22 protein-coding genes and 1 pseudogene are annotated in these 24,175 nt (G+C 64.3%); 16 read left to right on the top strand and 7 right to left on the bottom strand.

Features of this window, described 5'->3' with window-relative positions; genetic code table 11:
• Positions 1 to 3: 3 nt before the first annotated feature.
• Positions 4 to 594 carry an LON peptidase substrate-binding domain-containing protein gene (locus ONG87_RS18400; protein WP_264381809.1) on the top strand — a complete coding sequence of 197 codons (591 nt, stop codon included), beginning with the start codon at positions 4 to 6 and terminating at the stop codon, positions 592 to 594.
• Between the two features lie 31 nt (positions 595 to 625).
• Here ONG87_RS18400 and ONG87_RS18395 read toward each other — a convergent pair whose 3' ends face one another.
• Both ONG87_RS18395 and ONG87_RS18390 read right to left on the bottom strand, forming a co-directional pair.
• The gene (locus ONG87_RS18395; protein ID WP_122795468.1) at positions 626 to 1,948 is read right to left on the bottom strand and encodes a bifunctional DedA family/phosphatase PAP2 family protein; all 1,323 of its coding nucleotides are present in this window, start codon (positions 1,946 to 1,948) and stop codon (positions 626 to 628) included.
• Positions 1,949 to 1,951: 3 nt separating this feature from the next.
• Positions 1,952 to 2,623 (bottom strand): DNA-3-methyladenine glycosylase, encoded by a 672-nt coding sequence (locus tag ONG87_RS18390; RefSeq protein WP_264381808.1) that lies wholly within the window; start codon positions 2,621 to 2,623, stop codon positions 1,952 to 1,954.
• 168 nt (positions 2,624 to 2,791) lie between these two features.
• On the opposite strand from ONG87_RS18390, the gene ONG87_RS18385 reads away from it, so the two are divergent.
• The 13 genes and pseudogenes from ONG87_RS18385 (at position 2,792) to ONG87_RS18325 (ending at position 15,082) form a co-directional block, all read left to right on the top strand.
• Positions 2,792 to 4,063, top strand: coding sequence for a glutamate-5-semialdehyde dehydrogenase (locus ONG87_RS18385; protein ID WP_264381807.1), 1,272 nt, complete (start codon positions 2,792 to 2,794; stop codon positions 4,061 to 4,063).
• Positions 4,032 to 4,754 carry a nicotinate-nucleotide adenylyltransferase gene (gene nadD / locus ONG87_RS18380; RefSeq protein WP_122475541.1) on the top strand — a complete coding sequence of 241 codons (723 nt, stop codon included), beginning with the start codon at positions 4,032 to 4,034 and terminating at the stop codon, positions 4,752 to 4,754. Before ONG87_RS18385 ends, nadD begins: the two co-directional genes overlap by 32 nt.
• A gap of 17 nt (positions 4,755 to 4,771) precedes the next feature.
• Entirely contained in the window at positions 4,772 to 5,161 is a 390-nt protein-coding gene (rsfS, locus tag ONG87_RS18375) for a ribosome silencing factor (protein WP_122475539.1), read from the top strand.
• Between the two features lie 9 nt (positions 5,162 to 5,170).
• Positions 5,171 to 5,638 (top strand): 23S rRNA (pseudouridine(1915)-N(3))-methyltransferase RlmH, encoded by a 468-nt coding sequence (rlmH, locus tag ONG87_RS18370; protein ID WP_043192648.1) that lies wholly within the window; start codon positions 5,171 to 5,173, stop codon positions 5,636 to 5,638.
• 15 nt (positions 5,639 to 5,653) lie between these two features.
• Entirely contained in the window at positions 5,654 to 7,549 is a 1,896-nt protein-coding gene (gene mrdA / locus ONG87_RS18365) for a penicillin-binding protein 2 (RefSeq protein WP_122795465.1), read from the top strand.
• 31 nt (positions 7,550 to 7,580) lie between these two features.
• Entirely contained in the window at positions 7,581 to 8,684 is a 1,104-nt protein-coding gene (rodA, locus tag ONG87_RS18360) for a rod shape-determining protein RodA (protein ID WP_163007397.1), read from the top strand.
• Positions 8,685 to 8,701: 17 nt separating this feature from the next.
• Positions 8,702 to 9,712, top strand: coding sequence for a lytic murein transglycosylase B (gene mltB / locus ONG87_RS18355; RefSeq protein ID WP_264381806.1), 1,011 nt, complete (start codon positions 8,702 to 8,704; stop codon positions 9,710 to 9,712).
• Positions 9,712 to 10,730, top strand: a pseudogene (locus ONG87_RS18350) (septal ring lytic transglycosylase RlpA family protein). Before mltB ends, ONG87_RS18350 begins: the two are co-directional and overlap by 1 nt.
• A 121-nt stretch (positions 10,731 to 10,851) precedes the next feature.
• Positions 10,852 to 12,012, top strand: a complete 1,161-nt coding sequence (locus ONG87_RS18345; RefSeq protein WP_122475529.1) for a D-alanyl-D-alanine carboxypeptidase family protein — start codon at positions 10,852 to 10,854, stop codon at positions 12,010 to 12,012.
• 79 nt (positions 12,013 to 12,091) lie between these two features.
• Positions 12,092 to 12,367, top strand: coding sequence for a DUF493 domain-containing protein (locus ONG87_RS18340; protein ID WP_264381805.1), 276 nt, complete (start codon positions 12,092 to 12,094; stop codon positions 12,365 to 12,367).
• Positions 12,367 to 13,014 (top strand): lipoyl(octanoyl) transferase LipB, encoded by a 648-nt coding sequence (gene lipB / locus ONG87_RS18335; protein ID WP_122475525.1) that lies wholly within the window; start codon positions 12,367 to 12,369, stop codon positions 13,012 to 13,014. Before ONG87_RS18340 ends, lipB begins: the two co-directional genes overlap by 1 nt.
• Before the next feature lies 1 nt (position 13,015).
• On the top strand, positions 13,016 to 14,047 hold the full coding sequence (lipA, locus tag ONG87_RS18330; protein WP_122475523.1) for a lipoyl synthase: 1,032 nt from the start codon (positions 13,016 to 13,018) through the stop codon (positions 14,045 to 14,047).
• 123 nt (positions 14,048 to 14,170) lie between these two features.
• A complete protein-coding gene (locus tag ONG87_RS18325) occupies positions 14,171 to 15,082 on the top strand; it encodes an LD-carboxypeptidase (RefSeq protein WP_264381804.1) in 912 nt (303 codons plus the stop codon).
• Positions 15,083 to 15,116: 34 nt separating this feature from the next.
• On the opposite strand, the gene ONG87_RS18320 is transcribed toward ONG87_RS18325, so the two are convergent.
• From ONG87_RS18320 to leuS, 4 genes are all read right to left on the bottom strand, one after another.
• On the bottom strand, positions 15,117 to 16,436 hold the full coding sequence (locus ONG87_RS18320; RefSeq protein ID WP_264381803.1) for a lytic murein transglycosylase: 1,320 nt from the start codon (positions 16,434 to 16,436) through the stop codon (positions 15,117 to 15,119).
• Positions 16,437 to 16,707: 271 nt separating this feature from the next.
• Positions 16,708 to 17,745, bottom strand: coding sequence for a DNA polymerase III subunit delta (holA, locus tag ONG87_RS18315; RefSeq protein ID WP_192102701.1), 1,038 nt, complete (start codon positions 17,743 to 17,745; stop codon positions 16,708 to 16,710).
• A 74-nt stretch (positions 17,746 to 17,819) separates the two neighbouring features.
• Complete coding sequence (gene lptE / locus ONG87_RS18310) at positions 17,820 to 18,425, bottom strand: LPS assembly lipoprotein LptE (protein WP_122475517.1); 606 nt, start codon at positions 18,423 to 18,425, stop codon at positions 17,820 to 17,822.
• 72 nt (positions 18,426 to 18,497) lie between these two features.
• Positions 18,498 to 21,104, bottom strand: coding sequence for a leucine--tRNA ligase (leuS, locus tag ONG87_RS18305; RefSeq protein WP_185795142.1), 2,607 nt, complete (start codon positions 21,102 to 21,104; stop codon positions 18,498 to 18,500).
• Positions 21,105 to 21,354: 250 nt separating this feature from the next.
• On the opposite strand from leuS, the gene ONG87_RS18300 reads away from it, so the two are divergent.
• Positions 21,355 to 21,687 (top strand): hypothetical protein, encoded by a 333-nt coding sequence (locus ONG87_RS18300; protein WP_264381802.1) that lies wholly within the window; start codon positions 21,355 to 21,357, stop codon positions 21,685 to 21,687.
• Positions 21,688 to 21,746: 59 nt separating this feature from the next.
• The gene (locus tag ONG87_RS18295) at positions 21,747 to 22,511 is read left to right on the top strand and encodes a YdcF family protein (protein WP_122475511.1); all 765 of its coding nucleotides are present in this window, start codon (positions 21,747 to 21,749) and stop codon (positions 22,509 to 22,511) included.
• A 119-nt stretch (positions 22,512 to 22,630) separates the two neighbouring features.
• Here ONG87_RS18295 and lnt read toward each other — a convergent pair whose 3' ends face one another.
• On the bottom strand, positions 22,631 to 24,148 hold the full coding sequence (lnt, locus tag ONG87_RS18290; RefSeq protein WP_192058452.1) for an apolipoprotein N-acyltransferase: 1,518 nt from the start codon (positions 24,146 to 24,148) through the stop codon (positions 22,631 to 22,633).
• Positions 24,149 to 24,175 lie beyond the last annotated feature (27 nt).

Raw genomic sequence — 24,175 nt, 5'->3', positions numbered from 1 at the left:
GCCATGACATTGCCACTCTTTCCCCTCAATACCGTGCTGTTCCCCGGTTGCGTGCTGGATCTGCAGATATTCGAAGCGCGCTATCTGGACATGATCGGGCGCTGCATGAAGCAGGGCGCCGGCTTTGGCGTGGTCGGCATCATGGCAGGGCGCGAAGTGGGCCAGGCGCCCAGCGCGCATGCCACGTTCGGCTGCGAAGCGGTAATCACTGATTTCCAGCAGCAAGAAAACGGTCTGTTGGGTATCCGCGTGCAGGGCGCTCGGCGTTTCCGCATCGAGACCACCCACCTGCAGCGCGATCAATTGCTGACGGCAGACGTGCAGTGGCTGGAAGATCAGGCCGAGCAGCCGCTGGGCGATACCCACGCCGACCTGCAGGCCCTGCTGCTGGCCTTGGCCGAGCACCCGATGGTGGCGGCGCTGGGCATGACCGCCGGTGCTCAGGGCCAGCAGTCGCTGGGCAACCAATTGGCCTATCTGCTGCCGTTCACCGAGCAGGAGAAAGAACAGTTGCTCGCCGAAAGCGACCCGGGCCTGCGCCTGGTGGCAATCCAGGCGCTGCTCGACAGTCTGCAGGGCGACGCCCTGGCCTGATGCAAGCAAGCCAAGGGCACTTGGTGCGCTCTCATTCCATGTAGCGATAGCCTTCCAGCGCCGACGGCAGCCCGTGCACGGCAAAGAAACCCAGCAGCAACGTACACGCTGGCACGACCAGCCACCAGACATGCAACGGCATCGCCGGCAGTGGCCGACGGTATTCCACGGCGGCCAGGCACGAGGCACAGACAAAACAGGCCAGCATGCTGCCGGCAATGATGTCGGTCGGCCAGTGAGCACCGAGGTACACCCGCGACAGTGCGATCGACAGCGCCGGAATGCTCGCCAGAATGACCCACACCAGGCGCATGCGCGGTGTCTGTCGACGCCCGGCCAGTATCGCCAGGCTCAGAAAGAACGCGAAGGCCGCCGAGCTGTGCCCGCTGGGCATGCTGAACGTGGTCAGCGGCTCGAGCAGCACGTCGGGCCGCTGCCGGGCGACCAGGTGTTTCAACGAGCCGTTGAGCAGCGCCGTGATCAGCATGGTCGCGCAGGCGAACAGCGCCGGACGCCATTGGCGGGTGATCAGCAGCAGCGCGGTGAGCAGTCCGGCCACCATGAACTGGGTGCGGAAATCACCGATGCGCGTGACCAGCACCACGAAGGTTTCCGCCGCTTCGCTGCGATGTTCCTGAACCAGCGCCTTGAGGCCGTTATCCAGTGCGCTCAGATGCGGGAAGCCGAAGAACAGGGCGATCAGCATGATCAGCGAGGCGAGGGCGATCAATAACGTCCCGCGCTCGCGGTCGCGCCAGGTGGCATGCAGGCTGAGCCCCATCAACAAGGCGATGCAGGCCGCAACGATACCGGCCTGGGGCCAGAAGTCCTCGGGCAGCGGCAAGCGGAAAGCGGCGCCCGTCGCCCAGCCCGGCAGCAGATAGGCCACCGACCAGCCGGCGGCAGCCACCAGGCTGACCAGAATGAAGCGTGGCAATGGCATTTCCAGCATGCCGGCGACCATGGGCAGCATTGGCCGCAGCGGGCCGATGAAACGTCCGACCAAAAGGCTCGCCACGCCATAGCGATGGAAGTAGCCTTCTGCAGTTTCCAGCCATTGCGGGTTCGTGCGCAGCAGCGGCAGGCCGCGGATGCTCTGTTGAAAACGTCGACCCAGGGCGTACGAGATGGCGTCGCCGAGAAGACCGCCGGCATAGCCCAGCATCAGTGTTTCGCTGAGCGACAACGCGCCGTTGCCGGCCAGTACGGCCACAGCGAACAACACCACGGTGCCGGGTACGACAATGCCGGCGATTGCCAGGCATTCGATGCAGGCAATGGCGAAGATCGCCACCCCCAGCCACTGTGGATGCAACGTCAGCCAGCCCGTCAGACTGTCCAGCCATTCGCCCATGAGTCAGGTTCCTTGAAAGATCGAGAAGTAATCGCGGCCGTCTGTCTGGCCGCGACGCAGGGGGTTGCGCGTGCAGAACCGGGCATAGCCGGCATCCACGAAGCGGTACGGCAGGTGTTCGTCGCGGCCCAGGGGAATACCCAGGCGCGTGGTCTGCAGGATTTGCGGGACATCGGCGCCGACGTCGTCGACGAATAGCTGTTCAGTGTCGAAGCGCTGGGCGTCCCACACCGGTACCTTCAGCCCCAGGGCCTTGCACAGCAGGGTCTGCCCGGCGCACAGGCGCTGGGCCGGGCGCGGCAGGCCGCTGGCGTCGGGGTTGTTGAGCTGCATCCGGGCGAAGGCATCGTCGCCGGTGTGCGCGTCGAGCCAGGGGTAGGCGGACTTGATCAGTACCGCATTGCCCGGACCCTGCGCGCTGAAGTTCAGCGAGTCGCCGCCACGGGCGTAGTACATATAGATGTGCCCGCCTTCGAGGAACAGCGCGCGGCGTTTGTGGGTATAACCCAGCGATGCATGGCTGCCGCGATCCGTGACGTAGTACGCCTCGGTTTCGATGATGCGCGCCGACAACCAGTACGGACCCTGACGGTGGCGGATCACCTTGCCCAGCAATGCACGGGCGAGGGATTGCGCGTCGGTGTCGAAAAAGGCATCGGGCAACGGGTTGAACATAACGGGGTCCATTCGGTGTCGCGGTGGATGATAGCAATTGCACATCGGTGAGGCCCGCGGACATATGTTTAAAGAGGTGTTTTCGACCATCCGCCCGTCACCGCTGTTAGTGGGCGTACGTGACAGCTATAATCAGCCGCTTTCCTCTTTGCCAAGACCACAGAGACCATGACCGAGTCCGTTCTTGACTACATGACCCGCCTGGGTCGCGCTGCCCGTGAAGCCTCGCGGGTCATTGGCCGTGCCAGCACCGCGCAGAAGAATCGCGCCCTGCAGGCGGCGGCCAGTGCCTTGGACAGCGCCCGTGCCGAACTGGTTGCCGCCAACGAGCAGGATTTGGCAGCCGGTCGCGCCAATGGCCTGGACGCGGCCATGCTCGAGCGCCTGGCGCTGACCCCTGCGCGTATCGACGGCATGATCGTCGGCCTGCGCCAGGTGGCCAGTCTGCCGGATCCGGTCGGGGCGATCCGAGACATGAGCTACCGGCCCTCGGGCATCCAGGTCGGCAAGATGCGCGTGCCGCTGGGTGTGGTCGGCATCATCTACGAGTCGCGGCCCAACGTGACCATCGACGCGGCCAGCCTGTGCCTGAAATCGGGTAACGCCACCATTTTGCGTGGCGGCTCCGAGGCCATCCACTCCAATCGTGCCATCGCCACCTGCATCCAGCGCGGCCTCGCCGAAGCCGGCTTGCCCGCCGCCGTGGTACAGGTCGTGGGCACCACCGACCGCGCCGCGGTCGGCGCGCTGATCAGCATGCCCGAGTACGTCGATATCATCGTGCCACGGGGCGGGCGAGGGCTGATCGAGCGCGTCAGTCGTGATGCCAAGGTGCCGGTGATCAAGCACCTGGACGGCATCTGCCATGTGTTCGTCGACGCAGGCGCCGACCTGGCCAAGGCGCAACGCATCGCGTTCAACGCCAAGACCTATCGTTACGGCATCTGCGGCGCCATGGAAACGCTGCTGGTCGACCAGTCGGTGGCGGCGAGTTTTCTGCCGCCGATGGCGGCGCAGTTCCGCGAGAAAGGCGTCGAGCTGCGCGGTTGCCCGCGCACCCGCGACCTGATCGAAGCCGTACCGGCCAGCGAAGAAGACTGGAACACCGAGTACCTGGCCGCCATCCTGTCCATTCGGGTGGTCGACGGCCTGGACCAAGCCATCGAACACATCAACCAGCATGGCTCCCATCACACCGATGCGATCGTCACCGAGCAGCAGGGCCATGCCCGTCGCTTTGTTGCCGAAGTCGACTCCGCGTCCGTGATGGTCAACGCGCCGACCTGTTTCGCCGATGGTTTCGAATATGGCCTGGGTGCCGAGATCGGCATTTCCACCGACAAGATCCACGCCCGCGGCCCGGTGGGCCTCGAAGGCCTGACCTGCGAGAAATACGTGGTGATCGGCGATGGCCAGTTGCGCGGCCAGGAGCCGGTCTGAGTTGACCGCACCGAACCGGCCCGGTCCCTACGCTGTACAATCGCGCACTGCACGTCGAATCGGCGTGCTGGGCGGTACCTTCGACCCGGTGCACATCGGTCATCTGCGCGGCGCCGTGGAAGTGGTCGAGGCCCTGGGCCTGGACGATCTGCGATTGGTGCCCAGCGCCCGGCCGCCGCATCGCGACCAGCCGCAGGTATCGGCCGAGCAGCGCCTGGCCATGGTGCGTGCCGCGGTAGAGGGGCTGGCGCCCCTGACCGTGGATGACCGTGAACTGGCGCGCGACAAACCGTCGTACACCCTCGACACGCTGGTGTCGATGCGTGCCGAGCTCGACCCGCAGGACCAGTTGCTCCTGCTGCTGGGGTGGGATGCCTTTTGTGGCTTGCCCTCCTGGTACCGCTGGGAAGAACTGCTGCAACACTGCCACATCGTCGTGTTGCAGCGACCTGATGCGGACACCGAGCTGCCGGATGCCCTGCGCAACCTGGTGGCGGCGCGTTCCATCAGCGACCCGCAAGCCCTCAAGGGAGCCTGCGGGCAGATTACTTTCGTCTGGCAGGCACCGCTCGCGGTGTCGGCCACCCAGATCCGTCAACTGCTGGCCAGCGGCAAGTCGGTACGTTTCCTGGTGCCCGACGCAGTATTGGCCTACATCGAGGCGCACGGGCTGTACCGTGCGTCCAATTGAACTGAACGAGTTTTTTTATGAGCAATAAGCAAGCAATCCCCGCTGAAGAAATCGTCGAGCTGACCCAGCTCGCCCTCGAAGACGTCAAGGCTCAGGACATCCTGGTCATCGACGTGCGTGACAAGAACAGCATCACCGACTTCATGGTGATCGCCACCGGTACCTCCAACCGCCAGATCAGCGCCATGCGCGAAAAGGTGCGCGAGCTGGTCAAGGCCAAGGGCGTCAAGCCACTGGGCGAAGAAGGCGCGGGCGACAGCGACTGGGTGCTGCTGGACCTGGACACCGTCGTGGTGCACATGATGACCGCTGCCGCGCGCCAGTTCTACGACCTGGAACGCCTGTGGCAGGGTGCCGAGCAGAGCCGTGCTGCCAGCGCCGCGCATCACACCCCTGGCAACGAATAAGCCTGGGCCATGCGTCTGCGTCTGATCGCGGTGGGTTCGCGCATGCCCAAGTGGGTGGAAGAAGGCTGGCATGAATATGCCAAGCGTCTGCCCGCCGAGCTGGCACTGGACCTGGTCGAAATCCCGCTCAATACCCGCGGCAAGAATGCCGACGTGGCCCGCTTTATCCGCCAGGAAGGCGAGGCGATGCTGGCCAAGGTCGGTCCGGGGGAGCGCATCGTTACCCTGGAAGTGCACGGCAAGCCCTGGAGCACCGAGCAGTTGGCGGTGGAACTGGATCGCTGGCGCCTGGACTCGCGCACGGTGAACTTCATGGTCGGTGGCCCCGAGGGGCTGGCGCCGGAAGTCTGCGCCCGTGCCGAGCAGCGCTGGTCGCTGTCGCCGCTGACCTTGCCTCACCCGCTGGTACGGATACTTATCGGTGAACAGCTGTATCGCGCCTGGACCGTGCTGTCCGGGCACCCTTATCACAAATAGGCCGTAAACCAGCCGATGTCCCAGCCGATTCGCCTCAAGGACCACGAGAAAGACGCGCGCACCGTGCGCAGCCGCGTCGTGGTCGGTGCAGCGGCCATCCTGGTTCTCATCTGCGTGCTGATCGCGCGCCTGTATTTCCTGCAGGTGATCCAGTACGAATATCACTCCACGCTTTCGGAGAACAATCGGGTGCATGTGCAGCCGATACCCCCCACCCGTGGGCTGATCTTCGACCGCAACGGCGTGGTCGTGGCCGACAACCGCCCCAGCTTCAGCCTGAGCATGACCCGCGAACGCTCCGGTGACTGGCGTCAGGTACTCGATACCATCGTCGAGGTGCTGGAGCTCAGCGACGAAGACCGGCAGCTGTTCGAGCGTCGCATGAAGCAGGGACGTCGACCGTTCGAGCCGGTACCGATCCTGTTCGAACTCAACGAAGAGCAGATCGCCCGGGTCGCGGTGAACCAGTTTCGCCTGCCGGGTGTGGAGGTGGTCGCGCAGTTGGTACGGCATTACCCGCAGGGGGCGCATTTCGCGCACTCGGTGGGCTATGTCGGGCGCATCAACGAGAAGGAGCTCAAGACCCTGGATCCGGTGGACTACAGCGGCACGCACCATATCGGCAAGACCGGCATCGAGCGCTTCTACGAGCCGGAACTGCACGGCACGGTGGGCTACGAGGAAGTCGAGACCAACGCTCGCGGTCGTGTGCTGCGGGTGCTCAAGCGCACCGATCCGAAACCGGGCAAGGACATCGTCCTGAGCCTGGACATCAAGTTGCAGGAAGCCGCCGAAGAGGCGCTGGGCGGCCGTCGCGGCGCGATCGTGGCGATGGACCCGCGCACCGGGGAGGTGCTGGCAATGGTCAGCCAGCCCAGCTTCGATCCCAACCTGTTCGTCACCGGCATCGGTTTCCAGGCCTATGCCGACCTGCGCGATTCCATCGATCGACCGCTGTTCAACCGTGTGTTGCGCGGCCTGTATCCGCCCGGTTCGACGATCAAGCCTGCGGTGGCGATCGCCGGGCTGGACTCAGGCGTGATCAACGCCGGGTCGCGGGTGTTCGACCCAGGCTTCTATCAACTGCCCAACTACGACCATAAATACCGCAACTGGAACCGCACAGGCGATGGCTGGGTAGACCTGGACACCGCCATCATGCGTTCCAACGACACCTATTTCTATGACCTGGCGCACAAGCTGGGCATCGACAAGCTGGACAACTACATGGGCCAGTTCGGCATCGGCCAGAAGGTCTCGCTGGACATGTTCGAAGAGTCGCCGGGCCTGATGCCCTCGCGCGAATGGAAACGCAAGACCCGCCGGCAAGCCTGGTTCCCCGGCGAAACGCTCATTCTGGGCATTGGACAGGGCTACATGCAGGCCACGCCGCTGCAACTGGCCCAGGCCACCGCCCTGGTCGCCAACAAGGGCAAGTGGAACCGCCCGCGGCTGGCGCGCACCATCGAAGGCGTGCCGCCGGTGGACGAGAATCCGGTGCCCGACATCGTGCTGCGCAATCCGTCCGACTGGGCCAAGGTCACCCACGGCATGGAGCAGGTCATGCAGGGTGCCCGCGGTACCGCGCGCAAGGCTGCCATCGGTGCCAAGTACCGAATCGCCGGCAAGTCCGGTACGGCCCAGGTCGTCGCCATTCGCCAAGGCGAGAAGTACGACCGCAGCAAGGTCCAGGAGCGCCATCGCGACCATGCCTTGTTCGTCGGCTTCGCGCCCGCGGACAACCCGCGCATCGTGGTCTCGGTCATGGTCGAGAACGGCGAGTCCGGCTCGGGCGTGGCGGCGCCGGTGGTGCGCCAGATCATGGACGCCTGGCTGCTCGGCCCCGACGGCCAGTTGAAACCCGAATACGCCAGCGCCACGGGCGCGGAGATCACCGCCCTTGAAGAGTAATTTCGACCGCATCCTCTCCAGTGAGGATGTGATGCGTCGCCGCGCAACATTTTTGCAGCGCATTCACATCGACGGCCCGTTGCTGATCCTGCTGCTGACCCTGGCGGCGGGCAGCCTGTTCGTCCTCTATTCGGCCAGCGGCAAGAACTGGGACCTGCTGATCAAGCAGGCCACGTCCTTCGGCCTGGGCCTGGTGTCGATGTTCGTCATCGCCCAGCTCGAACCGCGTTTCATGGCGCGCTGGGTGCCCCTGGCCTATGTGACCGGGGTGATACTGCTGGTGGTAGTTGACGTCATGGGCCACAACGCCATGGGCGCCACGCGCTGGATCAACATCCCCGGGGTCATCCGCTTCCAGCCCTCGGAGTTCATGAAGATCATCATGCCGGCGACCATCGCCTGGTACCTGGCCAAGCGGACCCTGCCGCCGACCCTCAAGCACGTGGTGGTGAGCCTGGCCCTGATCGGCATTCCCTTTGCGCTGATCGTGCGCCAGCCAGACCTCGGCACGTCACTGCTGATCCTGGCTTCCGGCTCCTTCGTGCTGTTCATGGCCGGGTTGCGCTGGCGCTGGATCGCCAGCGTGCTGGCGGCGGCGGTACCGGTGGCGGTCGGCATGTGGTTCTTCATCATGCACGACTACCAGAAGCAGCGGATCCTGACCTTTCTCGACCCGGAGAGCGATCCGCTGGGTACCGGCTGGAACATCATCCAGTCCAAGGCGGCGATCGGTTCGGGTGGCGTGTTCGGCAAGGGCTGGCTGCTGGGCACCCAGTCGCACCTGGACTTCCTCCCCGAAAGCCACACCGACTTCATCATCGCGGTGCTCGGCGAGGAGTTCGGCCTGGTCGGTATCTGCGCGCTGCTGTTGATCTATCTGCTGCTGATCGGCCGTGGGCTGGTGATCACCGCGCAGGCCCAGACCCTGTACGGAAAGTTGCTCGCCGGCAGCTTGACCATGACTTTTTTTGTTTACGTTTTCGTCAATATCGGTATGGTCAGTGGCCTGCTGCCGGTGGTGGGGGTGCCGTTGCCTTTCATTAGCTACGGCGGAACTTCGCTGGTGACCCTGCTGTCAGCGTTTGGCGTTTTGATGTCGATCCACACCCATCGCAAGTGGATCGCACAGGTTTGAATAAGGTGAGCAATTGCATGCAAGTAATGCGTAGCTGGGCAGCTCGGAACGTTCCCTGGATCGGCCTGATGGGCCTGTTGGGGTCGGCACAGCATGCCAGCGCCGGCGACTACGGTGGCTCGCCCCAGGTGACCCAGTTCATTGGTGAAATGACCCGCGACTATGGCTTCGCCAGCGAGCAGTTGAACGAAGTGTTCAGGGAAGTCGAGCGCAAGCAGTCGATTCTGGACGCGATCTCGCGTCCCGCCGAACGGGTCAAGCCGTGGAGCGAGTATCGGCCGATGTTCATCACCGATGCGCGCATCGCCCGCGGCGTGGATTTCTGGCGCCAGCACGAAGCGGTGCTGGCCCGTGCGCAACGCGAATACGGCGTACCGGCGCAGGTCATCGTCGCGATCATCGGTGTCGAAACCTTCTTTGGTCGCAACACCGGCAATTTTCGGGTGATCGACGCGTTGTCCACCTTGAGCTTCGATTACCCGCCACGCGCGGCATTCTTCCGCAAGGAGCTGCGGGAGTTCTTCCTGCTGGCCCGCGACGAACAGCTCGATCCATTGACCCTCAAAGGTTCGTACGCCGGCGCCATGGGCCTGCCGCAGTTCATGCCCAGCAGCTTCCGCGCCTACGCGGTGGATTTCGACGGCGACGGTCACATCAACATCTGGACCAACCCCGATGACGCCATCGGCAGTGTTGCCAGCTATTTCAAGGAGCATGGCTGGGTGGCCGGTCAACCGGTGGTCAGCCGTGCCGGCGTTTCCGGCCCGCAGGTCGACGACGGCTTGAGCCCGGGCATCGACCCGGTCAAGAATGTCGCGCAGTTGCGGGCGCTGGGCTGGTCGAGTCATGATGCGCTACGCGATGACCTGCCGGTGACCGCCTTTCGCCTGCAGGGCGCCGAGGGCCCGGAATATTGGCTGGGCCTGAAGAATTTCTATGCAATCACTCGCTATAACCGCAGTGTGATGTACGCCATGGCTGTGCACCAACTGTCGGAATCGCTGGTTCAAGCACGGGGCGTCAAGTAATGCGGGCAATGCCGATACATACATCCTCCGCCATCGCGGCCTGCGCGGCCTTGGGCCTGCTGCTCGCCAGTTGCTCATCGACGCCGCCGCCGTCGCGTACCGTGAAGCAGTCCGGCCCGACCGTCAAAGCCATGCCTGGCCTGAACATCAACCGGGCACACAAGGACGGCGCGCCGTGGTGGGACGTCGACGTGTCGAAGATTCCCGACGCCGTGCCCACCCTGCACACCGGACCGTACAAGGCCAACCCCTACACGGTACTGGGCAAGACCTACTTTCCGATCGCCGAGTCGCGTCAGTATCAGGCGACCGGCACGGCGTCATGGTACGGCACCAAGTTCCATGGCCAGAACACCGCCAACGGTGAGGTCTACGATCTGTATGGCATGAGTGCGGCGCACAAGACCCTGCCGCTGCCCAGCTATGTACGCGTGACCAACCTGGACAACAGCCGCAGCGTGGTGCTGCGGGTCAATGATCGCGGGCCGTTCTATTCCGACCGCATCATCGACCTGTCCTATGCCGCGGCGAAAAAGCTGGGCTACGCCGAGACGGGTACGGCGCGGGTACGTGTCGAAGGTATCGACCCGCAGGAATGGTGGGCGCAGCGCGGCCGTCCGGCGCCACTGGTGCTCAACCAGGGCCCGGTGGTGGCGCAGGCCCGGCCCAACATCACGCCGTCGGCTGGTACGGTCGAGCAATACACGCCGCCGCCGCAGCAGCACGCGGTCGCCACGCTGCCGGTGCAGATGGACGCAAAAAAAACGGTTCTGCACAAGCGTCTGGCCTGTATCTCCAGGTGGGAGCGTTCGCCAACCCCGACGCTGCGGAGCTGCTGCGTTCCAAGCTGAGCTCGATGGTCAGCGCGCCGGCTTTCACCAGCCAGATCGCCGTCAACCAGCAGACGTTCTATCGGGTACGCCTGGGACCGATCAATTCCCAGGGTGAAGCCCAGCAGATTCAGGACAACGTGCGCATGGCCAATCTTGGCGTGCCCAAGTTGGTGACACTGGATTGAACCGCGCCGCCTGCGGGCGGCGCTGCAATGAGCGCCCGGCAACGGGCGTGCGACACCGGGCCGCCGCCCACAACAAGACTGCCCGCAAGGGCATGTGCCCATCAGCAATTTCGAGAGACGGATGAACATCACCACACTTGCCAAACGCCTGTGCCTGCTTGTACCGCTGATCATCGCCCCTGCCGCTTGGGCGGCAGATCAGATGATGCCAGCGCCGCCGCAACTGGCTGCCAAATCCTACGTGCTGATGGAAGCTTCCAGCGGTAACGTGCTGGTTGAAAACAACGGCGACCAGCGTCTGCCGCCAGCCAGCCTGACCAAACTGATGACCGCGTACATCGCGACCCTGGAAATCCGTCGTGGCCAGATCGGCGAGAACGACCCGGTCACCGTCAGCGAAAACGCCTGGCGCACGGGCGGTTCGCGGATGTTCATCAAGGTCGGTACCCAGGTATCGGTCAGCGACCTGCTGCACGGCATCATCATCCAGTCGGGCAACGACGCTTCGGTGGCGCTCGCCGAGCACATCGCCGGTAGCGAAGACGCCTTCGCCGACATGATGAATACCACGGCTGGCAAGCTGGGCATGACCAACAGCCACTTCATGAACCCGACCGGCCTGCCGAACCCCGAGCATTACTCCACTGCCCACGACATGGCGGTACTGGCCCGTGCCATCATTCACGAAGACCCGGCTCACTATGCGATCTACTCGCAGAAGGAGTTCTTCTGGAACAACATCAAGCAGCCCAACCGCAACCTGCTGCTGTGGCGCGACAAGACCGTCGACGGCCTGAAGACCGGCCATACCGAAGAAGCCGGCTACTGCATGGTGTCCTCGGCCGTACGTGACGGTATGCGCCTGATCGCCGTGGTCTTCGGCACCAACAGCGAGCAGGCCCGCGCTGCCGAAACCCAGAAGCTGCTGACCTACGGCTTCCGCTTCTATGAAACCCAGACCTTCTACCAGAAGGGCACCGAGCTGGCCAAGGCACCGGTGTGGAAAGGCGACATCCGCGAAATCAAGGCCGGCCTGGCCGAAGACCTGACCATGACCCTGCCCAAGGGCCAGTTGAAGAACCTGGCTGCGAGCATGACCATGAATCCACAGCTGACCGCGCCTATCGCCAAGGGCGACGTGATCGGCAAGGTCGAAGTGAAGAACGGTGACAAGATCGTTCAGACCACCGACCTGATCGCGCTGGACGATGTACAGGAAGGTGGTATTTTCCGCCGCGTATGGGATAGCGTTCGTCTATTCTTCTACGGCTTGTTCAACTGATATCGCGACCGCGCGCCCTCGCCTTTGCAACAGGCGAGGGCGTTGTCGTTTTCACGGTTTACCCGAGGCCGTCATCGCCATGACCGATACCGAAGTAAAAGAGCCGAAAATCGAATTTCCCTACGCCGACTACCCGATCAAGATCATCGGCGATACCGGTGTGGGCTTTCGCGACACGGTGGTGCAGATCGTCGAAAAGCACGCAGCCGTCAATCACGACAAGAATGCCGAGCGCCAGAGCAGCAACGGTAACTACACCACGTTGCAGCTGCATATCCTGGCCACCGGCCAAGAGCAGCTCTACAACATCAACAGTGAGCTGCGCGCCACCGGCATCGTCAAAATGGTGCTGTGATGCCGCAATGCCTGGGGTTTCGCGAACTCGGCCCGTTGCCTTACGAGCCGGTATGGCACGCGATGCAGCGGTTCACCGACCAGCGCGATGCAGAGACTGCCGATGAGGTCTGGCTGGTCCAGCACCCGGCCGTGTTCACCCAGGGCCAGGCCGGCAAGGCCGAGCATCTGCTGGTGCCCGGCGAGATCCCGGTGGTGCAGGTCGACCGCGGCGGCCAGGTGACCTACCACGGCCCCGGGCAGTTGGTCGTGTACCTGTTGCTGGACGTGCGCCGGCTGGGCTACGGGGTGCGAGAGCTGGTCACCCGCATGGAGCACACCCTGATCGATCTGCTGGCCTCCTACGGCGTGCAGGCTGCCGCCCGTGCGGATGCACCCGGAGTCTACGTGGACGGGGCGAAGATCGCTTCGCTGGGCTTGCGTATCCGCCGCGGTTGTTCGTTCCATGGGCTGGCGTTGAACGTCGACATGGACCTTGCGCCGTTCCGGCGGATAAATCCATGTGGATATGCCGGCCTGCCGATGACGCAGATGTGCGATCATGTCGCACCCCTTGAATTTGCCGAGGTCAGTGCGAGGCTGCGAGCGCAGCTGGTCAAGCACCTCGACTATGTTGAGCAGACGACCCTTACGGGCGGAATCGACTGATATGACTACCGCGACAGAAGCTGTGCAAACGCTGATCCCCCTGCAGAACCTCGCCGAGGGTGCGCCCAAGGCCAATGCGCCACGGCCCAGGGTCGAGGCGGGCGTCAAGCTGCGCGGTGCCGAAAAGGTCGCGCGCATCCCGGTAAAGATCATCCCCACCGAAGAGCTGCCGAAGAAGCCCGACTGGATCCGGGTACGCATCCCGGTGTCTCCCGAGGTCGACCGGATCAAGCAACTGCTGCGCAAGCACAAGCTGCACAGCGTCTGCGAAGAAGCCTCCTGCCCCAACCTGGGTGAATGCTTCTCCGGTGGTACCGCGACTTTCATGATCATGGGTGACATCTGCACCCGCCGATGCCCGTTCTGCGACGTCGGCCATGGTCGCCCCAAGGCACTGGATGCCGACGAGCCGATGAACCTGGCCGTGGCCATCGCCGACCTGCGCCTCAAGTACGTGGTGATCACCTCGGTGGACCGTGACGACCTGCGCGACGGTGGTGCCCAGCACTTCGCCGACTGCCTGCGGGAAATCCGCAAGCTGTCGCCGGGCGTGCAGCTGGAAACCCTGGTCCCCGACTACCGTGGGCGCATGGACGTGGCCCTGGCCATCACCGCGCAGGAGCCGCCGGATGTGTTCAACCACAACCTGGAAACCGTGCCGCGCCTGTACAAGGCCGCGCGCCCCGGTTCTGACTACCAGTGGTCGCTGACCCTGCTGCAGAAGTTCAAGGAGCTGGTGCCTCATGTGCCGACCAAGTCGGGCCTGATGCTGGGTCTGGGCGAGACCGACGAGGAAGTGATCGAGGTGATGCAGCGCATGCGCGAGCACAACATCGACATGCTGACCCTGGGCCAGTACCTGCAGCCTTCGCGCAGTCACCTGCCGGTACAGCGCTTCGTGCATCCGGACATCTTTGCCTGGTTCGCCGAAGAGGGCCACAAGATGGGCTTCAAGAACGTCGCCTCCGGGCCGTTGGTGCGTTCCTCGTACCACGCCGATCAGCAGGCGCACGAAGCCAAGATCAAGCTCTGATCGACTAGATCATGTGGGCGCGGGGCGGGCGGCGAGCCGTCTGGTCGTGAAGCGCCCCCACGCGCTGCATAGCCTGAGGGCAGGGCGCGCCGCTCGTTCCTGCCTGGATTGAGAATTTCGACCATGCGATTACCCCCACGCCTGCCCGACCACGGCACGATCGCCTTGATCGCGCCCGCCGGTCCCATCGAGCTGGACGCAGAGGCAGCTTGTGCCTGGGTCCGCGCGCGTGGCTATACGCTGCGCATCTACCCCGGTGTCGCGCTGGCCCAGGGTTACCTGGCCGGCAGCGATGAAGCCCGTGTGCAAGACCTTCACGACGCTTTCGCCGACCCCGAGGTAGACGCCGTTCTTTGCCTGCGCGGTGGCTATGGCACCCCCCGCCTGCTGGACAAGATCGACTTCGCGCTGCTGGCGCGACACCCCAAGCCATTGGTTGGCTACAGCGATATCACCGCGCTGCATCTGGCCATCGCTCGCCACGCCGGGTTCGTCACCTTCCATGGGCCACTGTTCAAGGCCGATCTGCTGACGCAGAAGCGGGCGCCTACCGAGTCGTCGCTGTGGCAGGCGCTGCGTGGCGAGATCGGCGCAGGTGACCTGCTGCGTCATCCGCCCGAGTGGCCGTTGACCACGGTAGTGCCGGGGCAGGCCCAGGGTTGCTTGATGGGCGGTAACCTGGCCATGATCAGTGCCACGCTCGGCACGTCGTACGAGCTTCCCGGTGATGGCATCGTGCTGTTCATCGAAGACGTCAACGAGCCCTTGTACCGCGTGGATCGCTTTCTGACTCACCTGCGTCTGGCAGGCAAGCTGAAGGGGGTGCAGGGCGTGATCGTTGGAGACTTCGCCGGAATCGCTGTCGAGCAGATGACCCCGTTGCTGCTCGAGACGTTCCAGGCCGAGGGTATCCCGGTCCTGGCTGGCTGGCGCAGTGGCCACTGCGACCCGAACCTGACCTTGCCGTTGGGCGTGCAGGTCAGGCTGGATGCCACTGCGCAGCAGGTCTGGCTGGAGCAGGATGTGGTGGCCTAGGCGAGGCCTGGGCCACCCGTGCAGGTCAGCGCACTCACTGTTGCGTACGCAGCGCCTCGAGCAGCTTGTGGGTCGGGTACCCGTCGGCTGGCCAGCCCATGGCTTGCTGGGCACTGCGGATGGCCTTGCGGGTATTGGCACCGATGATGCCGTCCGCAGCGCCAGCATCGTGGTTGCGTGCGCTCAACAGGCTCTGCAGCTCGATGCGTTCGGTGCGCGTGAGTGGCATGTCATCCTTGGGCCAGGTGCCTTGGATGTAGCCCGACCCCTGCAGGCGCTGGGCCAGGAGGCTTACGCCCAATGCGTAGGACGAGGAATTGTTGTACTTGAGGATCGCGCGGAAATTGTCGAAGACCAGGAAGGCCGGGCCCCGGTAGCCCGCCGGCAGAAGCAGCGCTGCTGCGGCATTTTCGCTGCCCGCCGGGACTGTGCCGCCGGGCATCGCCGCAACGCCCAGGCGCTGCCATTCGCTGACCGGCCTGCGGCTGTTGCCGTCGGCCAGGGCGTAGTCGAAGCCCTCGGGCAGGCGCACTTCCAGCCCCCACGTCTGGCCGCTCTGCCAGCCCGAACTCTGTAGGTAGTGGGCGGTGGAGGCGAGGGCATCGGCGGCGCTGTTCCAGATGTCGCGCCGGCCATCGCCGTCGAAGTCCACGGCATGGGAATTGTAGGTGGTGGGAATGAACTGGGTCTGGCCCATGGCACCGGCCCACGAACCCAGCATGCGGTCGGGCTGGATGTCGCCGTTCTGCAGGATCTGCAACGCCGCCAGCAGCTGGCTCTGGGCGAATTCGGGGCGACGGCCTTCGTAGGCCAGGGTCGCCAATGAGCGGATCACCGATTTGTCACCCTGGATCTGGCCGAAGCTGCTTTCCATGCCCCATACGGCAACCAGTACCTGGCGTTCGACGCGGTAGCGCTGTTCGATGCTCGAGAGCACGTCGGCGTACTGCTCGAGCATGGCCTGACCGCGGCGCAGGCGGGTCGGGGAGATCGCCCCGTCGAGGTATTCCCATACCGGGCGGCTGAATTCGGGCTGGCTGCGATCGGCCTTGATCACGCTCATGTCCGGTGTGACGCCCTCGAAGGCGCGGTCGAACAGCTGCGCGTCGACGCCGCTGCGCAGGGCTTGCTGACGAAAGCCCTGCTGCCATTCGGCAAATGTCTGGGTGGGCAGCACCGGAGTGTCGACGCTGCTCGGCGCGGGCGCCATGGGTACCGGCAACGCAGGCTGGACGATGGGGGCGGGCAGGGTATCGGCGACGGTGGGTTTTTCCGCGCAGGCGACCAGCAAGGCCAGGCAGGTAGTCACGGCGAACTGGCGCATGGGCCAGCCTGAGGTACGACGAGAAGACATTCACAAGTCCAGGGCTTTCGGGGCAGAGGCAAACCTTAACATGCCAGCCGAATCAGTAGCATGGGTTTAGCCTTGTCAGCGATCACCCCGACAGACCGCAGTGCAGCTTTCGCGGCCACGGACCGCTCCTACGGGGATCACGGTCACCCTGTAGGAGCGGTCATCGGCCGCGAAGGGTTCGGCGCGGTTGACCAGCCATACCGCACGCCGCTTTCGCGGCCACACCGCAGGTCACCTGTGGGAGCGGGCTCTGCCCGCGAAGGGGGCGCTGCTATTCTGCGGGCAGGCTCAGCCTTTGGCCGGCCATCAGCAACGACAACCGCGACAGGCCTATCCATACCGACCCAGGCGCCTGGCCCTTGATCTGCGCGTCGATGCGCTGCGCATCCTGCAGCAGCTGTGCCCAGCGCAGCGCCGAATGCCGCTGCAGGGCCTTGCTCATCAATGGCTTGCGCTTGTCCCACACTGGCGGACGGGCCTGGCTGAAGGCCTTGTCCAACGGTACGCCCTGGCTGTACTGCTGCGACAAGCTGGCCAGCAAGCGCAGCTCACGGGCCAGCGCCCAGAGAATGACGGGTGGCTCGACACCCTCGCCACGCAGCCCTTCGAGCATGCGCAAGGCGTGTTCGGCCTGGCCGTTGAGGATCGCGTCGATAAGGCCGAACACGTCGAATCGGGCGCTGTCGGCAACCGCCGATTGCACCGTCTCCAAGGTAATCTGATTGCCCTCGGCGAGCAGCTTGAGTTTCTCGATTTCCTGCGCCGCCGCCAACAGGTTGCCTTCCACCCGAGCGGCGATCAGCTCGACCGCATCCGGTTGCGCAGCCAGCCCAGCCTGGGCCAGGCGCTGGCGGATCCACTGCGGCAACTGCTGCGCATCGACCGGCCAGATCTGCACGAACTGGGTCTGCGCGCCATCCACCAGCGCCTTGCCCCACTTGGTTTTCTGCGCACTGCCGTCCAGTTTGGGCAGGCTGATCAACAGCACGGTATCTTCGGCGGGCCGCGAGCAATACTCGATCAGCGCCGCAGCGCCCTTGTCGCCCGGCTTGCCCGACGGCAGGCGCAGTTCCAGCAGGCGCCGCTCGGCAAACAGCGACAGGCTGGCGCCGGCCTGCAGCAGCGTGCCCCAGTCGAAATTGTTGTCGGCGCTGAACACCTGGCGCTCGTCGAAGCCCTGCTGGCGCGCCGCCGCGCGAATGGCGTCGGCCGCCTCCTGACAGAGCAGCGGATCGTCGCCACTCACCACGTAGACGGGCGCGAGCGGCCCTTGCAGGTGCTTGCCGAGTTGGGCGGGGCTGATCTTCATGGACGCATCGACAGGGTTTAAATCTTCACGGGGGCAATGACAGCGAAAAGGGCGCCTGAGCGCCCTTGTCTGCCTTACTGGTTGGGAATCTGGATCGGCGACTGCTGTGGCGTCGAATCCATCACGCGCTGAGCTTCGGCAGCAGCGTCGGCTTCAGCCTTGGCACGGGCGTTGGCGTCCACCTGGAGCTTTTCCAGCTGTGCAGGGGTGATCTGCTGCAGACGCAGCATCATGCGCTGCACCAGTTCGTTGCGCATTTCACGGCGCACCTGGCTCGCCTCCTGATCGGAGCCGGTCAGGTTGTTGCCGTCGTGAACGTAAACCTTCTGCACCTCGAGCTTGTCGTTGAGCAGCGTCAGGTTGTTCTGCCCGCGGATCTCGTACTGCAGCGTGTTGCTCAGCTCGTACTCGGACGAGCGCGCCGAACCGCTGTAGCTGGCCGTGCGCTGGTCGCCACGCTCGTCCACCAGGTCCAGGGTGTATGGAGCGCCGCTGGCCACGTTGACGCCGCTGCCCTGCAGCGCCTTGCGCAGTTGCACCACGGTCTGGCCGTAGGCGTCGCGGGCAGTGAGGTTGAGTTCCTTGATGGCCAGCTGGTTGGTGCCGGTACCCCGGAGCTGGAAACCACAGGCGCTCAGCAGGACAGCCAGGCCCATAACCAGCAGATTGCGTTTGATCATCTTGTTGCTCCCTTGAAACCTTGTTGGCTGTGGCGTGCTTGACGGGCGCCCGATGAAACGGGCGCCGGTCGATCAGCTGGCGACGATGTTGACCAGTTTACCCGGTACGACGATGACCTTGCGGATGGTCAGGCCGTCGGTGAAACGCAGCACGTTCTCATTGACCCGTGCGGCGGCTTCGATCTCTTCGCGGCTGGCGCTGGCAGGCATGTCGATCTGCCCACGCAGCTTGCCGTTGACCTGGATGACCAGCTGCAGGCTGTCCTGCACCAGCGCCGATTCGTCCAGGGTCGGCCAGTTGGCGTCGATCACGGCGTCGGTGTGGCCCAGTTGCTGCCACAGCTCATGGCTGATGTGCGGAGTGATCGGCGCCAGCAGCAAGGTCACGGCTTCCAGGCCCTCGTGCAGCAAGGCACGGTCCTGGTCGGTGGCCTGCGGGGCTTTTTCCAGCACGTTCATCAGGGTCATCACCTGGGCGATGGCCGTGTTGAACTTGTGGTTCTGGCCCACGTCCTGGCTGGCCTGCTTGATCGCCAGGTGAATGGCGCGGCGAATGGCCTTCTGCTCGTCATCGAGCGCGGCGACGTCGAGGGGCGCGTGCGAACCCTGGCCAACATGGGCCTGGGCCAGACGCCAGACGCGCTTGAGGAAGCGGTGCGAGCCTTCCACGCCGGAGTCGGACCATTCCAGGCTCATGTCGGGTGGCGAGGCGAACATCATGAACAGGCGGCAGGTGTCGGCGCCGTACTGGTCGATCATCGATTGCGGGTCGACGCCGTTGTTCTTCGACTTGGCCATCTTCTCGGTGCCGCCGATTTCCACCGGCAGGCCGTCGCTGATGAGCTTGGCCGAGATGATCTTGGCCTTGGCATCGCGTACCAGTTCGACGTCGGCCGGGTTGAACCAGGTCTTGCTGCCGTTGGCTTCGAGACGGTAGTAGGTTTCGGCGATGACCATGCCCTGGGTGAGCAGGTTCTTGAACGGCTCGTTGGAGCTGACCAGGCCTTCGTCGCGCATCAGCTTGTGGAAGAAGCGTGCGTACAGCAGGTGCAGGATCGCGTGCTCGATACCGCCGATGTACTGGTCCACGGGCAGCCAATGGTTGGCCGCTGCCGGATCGACCATGCCGCCTTCATAGTGCGGCGATGCATAGCGGGCAAAGTACCAGGACGATTCCACGAAGGTGTCCATGGTGTCGGTTTCGCGCTTGGCCGGCGCGCCGCATTTCGGACAGCTGCACTCGTAGAACTGGGGCATGCGCGCCAACGGCGAACCGGCGCCATCGGGAACGACGTCTTCGGGCAGCACGACCGGCAGTTGATCTTCCGGGACCGGCACGTCGCCGCAGGCGTCGCAGTGCACGATCGGAATCGGGCAGCCCCAGTAGCGCTGGCGGCTGATGCCCCAGTCGCGCAGGCGGAACTGGGTACGCGACTTGCCCAGGTCCTTCTTGATCAAGGCCACTTCGATGGCATCGAAAGCGCCTTCGAAATCGAGCCCGTCGAAGTCGCCGGAGTTGATCAGCGGACCGTGCTCGTTGTAGGCAGCCAGCCACGGCGCAGGCGTCAGGTCGCCTGCGCTGGTGCGCACCACCGGCTTGATCGGCAGGTCGTACTTCAAGGCGAACTCGAAGTCGCGCTCGTCGTGGGCCGGCACGGCCATGACCGCGCCGTCGCCGTAGTGCATCAGTACGTAGTTGGCGACCCAGACTGGCAGCTTCTCGCCACTGAGCGGGTGCTCGACGAACAGCGTGGTCGGCATCCCGCGTTTTTCCTGGGTGGCCACGTCGGCCTCGGCCACGCTGCCGCTCTTGCACTCGTCGATGAACGCCTGAAGCGCAGAATCGGAGCGTGCCGCCAGGGTGGCCAGGGGGTGCTCCGCAGCGACGGCTACGTAGGTGGCGCCCATCAGCGTGTCGGGACGGGTGGTGAAGACCTTCAGCGTGCCGGCTTCGCCAATGGAGGCCTGGTGGTACGGGAACTGGACTTCCATGCCCTTGGACTTGCCGATCCAGTTGCGCTGCATGGTCTTGACCTGTTCCGGCCAGCCCGGCAGTTCGTCGAGGCTTTCCAGCAGCTCATCGGCGTATGCAGTGATCTTGAAGTAGTACATCGGTATTTCGCGCTTCTCGATCAGCGCGCCCGAACGCCAGCCACGACCGTCGATGACCTGCTCGTTGGCCAGTACCGTCTGGTCGACCGGGTCCCAGTTCACGGTGCCGTTCTTGCGGTAGATCACGCCTTTTTCGAACAGGCGGGTGAACAGCCACTGCTCCCAGCGATAGTAGTCGGGCTTGCAGGTGGTGACTTCGCGCGACCAGTCGATGGCCAGGCCCAGGCTCTTGAGCTGGGTCTTCATGTAGGCGATGTTTTCGTAGGTCCACTTGGCCGGCGCGACGTTGTTCTTCATGGCCGCGTTTTCCGCCGGCATGCCGAACGCATCCCAGCCCATCGGCTGCAGGACGTTCTTGCCCTGCATGCGCTGGTAGCGCGCGATCACGTCGCCGATGGTGTAGTTGCGCACGTGCCCCATGTGCAGTTTGCCGCTGGGGTAGGGGAACATCGACAGGCAGTAGTACGTGTCCTTGCCTGGCTGTTCACTCACTTCAAAAGACTTCTTCGCATCCCAGAAAGACTGGGCGGCGGCTTCGATTTCGCGGGGCTGATAGAGTTCGTGCATGGCTACTTTGCGCTGAGAAATGGGTGACCTTATCCGGCAGCTGCTAAATAGGCTGAGCCTGTTGGCAAGGTACGATGATATTAAACGCCGTAGCATACATGACCCCCCTCTATCGAGGGAAACCTTGATTGCAGCTGCCTGGACGTGGCAGGCACTTGACGCATTCCGTTGGTCGCTGCAACCGGCTGATTTTCCAGCCAGCGCTAAGCTGATGAAGCAAAGAACGTTTTTTCTCAAGTGAGGTGAGCGAATGCTGGAGCCGCCTATCAAAGCCACGCAGCCCGATGTCTACGAGCGACTCATCGACCGGTTGGGGCTAGCCCTGGATGTGGCCCGCACTGCGGTGCGCCTGCGCGATGAAAAACCTGCGGAACTGGAGTTGCGCGGTTTGAGCCGGGCCGAATACGAACTGATCGATGCCTACCTGCACGCCTGTGGCGAACGCGTCTGCGTCGAGCCCCAGGCTCCGGCTCCGGTCGCGCCTGCGCTGAAGCCGTCGGCGAAAGTGTACTGGCTGCACGAGCACGATCGGCGCCGTTCGCCAATCGGCAAGCACGGTCACGGGTATTCGGGAAAGTCGTGACGGCAGTTGTTCGTCATCGTGGCAACCCTTAGGCTTCGGGCATCTTCTGGAGATGCCCGATGTTTTCCCGCTTTGTGCTCAAACAGCTGTTATTGCCCCCCGGTATCTTTCTCGTCCTATTGTTGGCGGGCTGGTGGCTGCGCCGTCGTTGGCCGCGCCTGGCCGGGGCCTGTTTCGTGGTCGGGCTGGGCGGGCTGTGGTTGATGAGCCTGCCGGTGGTGGTGCAGGGTGCGGCCGGCTGGCTGGAAGACCAGCCGGCACTGCCTGTGCAAGCGTGGAGCAGCCTGGCGCAGCGTGCCGACGCCATCGTCATTCTCGGCGCCGGTCGCGAGCGCGGCGACCCGGCCTGGGATGGCATCGACCAGCCCACCGGCGTCGCGCTCGAGCGGGTTCGCTATGCGGCGCGGCTGGCCAAGGCATCCGGGTTGCCGGTGCTGACGTCCGGAGGCTTGCACTTCGGCTCGCCGCCCAGCGAAGCGTGGATCATGGCGCAGTCGTTGCGCGACGATTTCGGCACTTCCGCGCGCTGGATGGAAGAGCGCAGCCGCACGACCTGGGAGAACGCCCGGTTCAGCGCCGAACTGCTCGCCGAGCATGGCATCAAGCGTGTGGTGGTGGTGACCCAGGCCTGGCACATGCAGCGCTCGCGCTGGAGCTTCGAGCAGAACGGGTTGGAAGTGGTGCCGGCACCGGTGGGGTTCCTGGGCACCGACAATGCAAGGCCGCTGGGAGGCTGGCTGCCTGAGAGCAAAGCCATCTGGCAGAACGGCCAGCTGCTCAATGAAGCGGTGGGGTTGGTAGGGTACAAGATGTTTTATCGGTGATCTTGAGGGCCTCTTCGCGGGCAGAGGGCTCGCCGCCCGCCCCGCTCCCACAAAGAACGGGCTACAACACGAACCGGTGGGAGCGGGCTCTGCCCGCGAAGAGGCCAGCACAAACGCCATCAAACCCTGCCAGCAGCCCTTCTACGCAGCAACGCCCAACCCAGCAGCAATACGCACACTACTGTCATCGGCCACGAGCGCAGCAATAGATAAGGCGTCAAACCCTGCATGGGCGTCACCTCCCCATACAGCACCGCCTCTTCGAACTGCGGCACCTGAGTGGTGATGTTGCCGAACGGATCGATCAGCGCCGTGACCCCATTGTTGGTAGCGCGAATCATCCAGCGCCCGGCCTCCAGCGCGCGCATCTGCGCCATCTGCAGGTGTTGCAGCGGACCTATCGAGGTGCCGAACCAGGTGTCGTTGCTGATCGTCAGCAGCAGGTCGCTGCGCGCAGCCATGCTCGCCGCCAATTCCGGATACACCACTTCGTAGCAGATGAACGGCGCGATCCGATACCCCTTGGCCTGCAGCAACGGCTGGTCGGCCGGGCCGCGGGCGAAGTCGGACATGGGCAGGTCGAAAAACGCGATCAGGCCGCGCAGCAGATCCTGCAAGGGCACGTATTCACCGAAGGGTACCAGCTTCTGCTTGCGATACAGGCCTTCGCCTTCACCCACCACGGTGATGCCGTTATAGAACCGGCGCTGCCCGTCCTCGACCTGGCGAATGGGGACGCCGGTGATCAACGCCGAATGACGGTCGCTGGCAAACCGGCCCATCACGGCCAGATAGCCCTGGGCCGAGTCCATGAGCACCGGCACCGCCGTTTCCGGCCAGACGATGATATCCGCCGGCTTGGAGACGAATGTCTTGTCGCGGTACAGCTGCAGTTGATGGTCGACCGCTTCGGGGTTCCATTTGATGCTCTGGGCAATGTTGCCCTGCACTGCGGCCACCGTGAGTGGCTCGCCCGCGGGTGCCGTCCACCCGTGCCCCTTGAATGCCAGGCCCAACAGCCAGGGCGCCAGCAGCAGGATCACGCCTGCGGCGAGCAACGGCTTGCGCTCGCGCAGGCGCGACAGGTTGCACAACAGCGCTGCGCTCAGGGCCAGGGCAAAGGACACCAGCCACATGCCGCCCATGGGTGCAAGGCCGGCGAGCGGGCCGTGCAGCTGGCTGTAGCCACTGTAGAGCCAGGGAAAACCGGTCAGAAACCAACCGCGGAACGCTTCCTGGCCCAGCCACAGCGCAGCGAAAGCAAGCGCGTCGGCCAGCGGCGCATCGGTGCGCCGGAACCAGCGCGCCCAGGCCCAGGCGGGCAGGGCGAAGAACAGTGCCACGGCGGCGACGAAGCCGAGCATCAGCAGCGCCGCCAGCACCACCGACGCACCGCCGTAGGTGTGGATGCTGACGTAGATCCAACTGGTGCCGGCGCCGAACAGGCCGAAGCCATAGCACCAGCCACGGCCCAGCGCCTGGCGTGGTTTCAACTCGCGCAGACCAAGGTAGAACAGGGCCAGCGAAAGCAGGGCCAGCGGCCAGATATCGAATGGGGCCAGGAACAGCGGGGTCAACCCGCCGGCCGCCATGGCCAGCAGGTTACCGGGCCAGCCGGGGCGGGTGATCCAGCGCATTATTTTCCTTAACGAGGAGTCTGGGCA

This window comes from Pseudomonas sp. MM227, assembly GCF_947090715.1.
GTDB lineage: Bacteria > Pseudomonadota > Gammaproteobacteria > Pseudomonadales > Pseudomonadaceae > Aquipseudomonas > Aquipseudomonas baltica.
Note: the sequence above shows the minus strand (reverse complement) of the source record. Positions and strands in the feature narration are given on the sequence as shown.

Bases quoted from the DNA above. Each gene is read 5' to 3' on its own strand.
- ONG87_RS18400 (WP_264381809.1), top strand. From the start codon at position 4: ATGACATTGCCACTCTTTCCCCTCAATACCGTGCTGTTCCCCGGTTGC.
- ONG87_RS18395 (WP_122795468.1), bottom strand. From the start codon at position 1,948: ATGGGCGAATGGCTGGACAGTCTGACGGGCTGGCTGACGTTGCATCCA.
- ONG87_RS18390 (WP_264381808.1), bottom strand. From the start codon at position 2,623: ATGTTCAACCCGTTGCCCGATGCCTTTTTCGACACCGACGCGCAATCC.
- ONG87_RS18385 (WP_264381807.1), top strand. From the start codon at position 2,792: ATGACCGAGTCCGTTCTTGACTACATGACCCGCCTGGGTCGCGCTGCC.
- nadD (WP_122475541.1), top strand. From the start codon at position 4,032: ATGGCCAGTTGCGCGGCCAGGAGCCGGTCTGAGTTGACCGCACCGAAC.
- rsfS (WP_122475539.1), top strand. From the start codon at position 4,772: ATGAGCAATAAGCAAGCAATCCCCGCTGAAGAAATCGTCGAGCTGACC.
- rlmH (WP_043192648.1), top strand. From the start codon at position 5,171: ATGCGTCTGCGTCTGATCGCGGTGGGTTCGCGCATGCCCAAGTGGGTG.
- mrdA (WP_122795465.1), top strand. From the start codon at position 5,654: ATGTCCCAGCCGATTCGCCTCAAGGACCACGAGAAAGACGCGCGCACC.
- rodA (WP_163007397.1), top strand. From the start codon at position 7,581: ATGCGTCGCCGCGCAACATTTTTGCAGCGCATTCACATCGACGGCCCG.
- mltB (WP_264381806.1), top strand. From the start codon at position 8,702: ATGCAAGTAATGCGTAGCTGGGCAGCTCGGAACGTTCCCTGGATCGGC.
- ONG87_RS18345 (WP_122475529.1), top strand. From the start codon at position 10,852: ATGAACATCACCACACTTGCCAAACGCCTGTGCCTGCTTGTACCGCTG.
- ONG87_RS18340 (WP_264381805.1), top strand. From the start codon at position 12,092: ATGACCGATACCGAAGTAAAAGAGCCGAAAATCGAATTTCCCTACGCC.
- lipB (WP_122475525.1), top strand. From the start codon at position 12,367: ATGCCGCAATGCCTGGGGTTTCGCGAACTCGGCCCGTTGCCTTACGAG.
- lipA (WP_122475523.1), top strand. From the start codon at position 13,016: ATGACTACCGCGACAGAAGCTGTGCAAACGCTGATCCCCCTGCAGAAC.
- ONG87_RS18325 (WP_264381804.1), top strand. From the start codon at position 14,171: ATGCGATTACCCCCACGCCTGCCCGACCACGGCACGATCGCCTTGATC.
- ONG87_RS18320 (WP_264381803.1), bottom strand. From the start codon at position 16,436: ATGTCTTCTCGTCGTACCTCAGGCTGGCCCATGCGCCAGTTCGCCGTG.
- holA (WP_192102701.1), bottom strand. From the start codon at position 17,745: ATGAAGATCAGCCCCGCCCAACTCGGCAAGCACCTGCAAGGGCCGCTC.
- lptE (WP_122475517.1), bottom strand. From the start codon at position 18,425: ATGATCAAACGCAATCTGCTGGTTATGGGCCTGGCTGTCCTGCTGAGC.
- leuS (WP_185795142.1), bottom strand. From the start codon at position 21,104: ATGCACGAACTCTATCAGCCCCGCGAAATCGAAGCCGCCGCCCAGTCT.
- ONG87_RS18300 (WP_264381802.1), top strand. From the start codon at position 21,355: ATGCTGGAGCCGCCTATCAAAGCCACGCAGCCCGATGTCTACGAGCGA.
- ONG87_RS18295 (WP_122475511.1), top strand. From the start codon at position 21,747: ATGTTTTCCCGCTTTGTGCTCAAACAGCTGTTATTGCCCCCCGGTATC.
- lnt (WP_192058452.1), bottom strand. From the start codon at position 24,148: ATGCGCTGGATCACCCGCCCCGGCTGGCCCGGTAACCTGCTGGCCATG.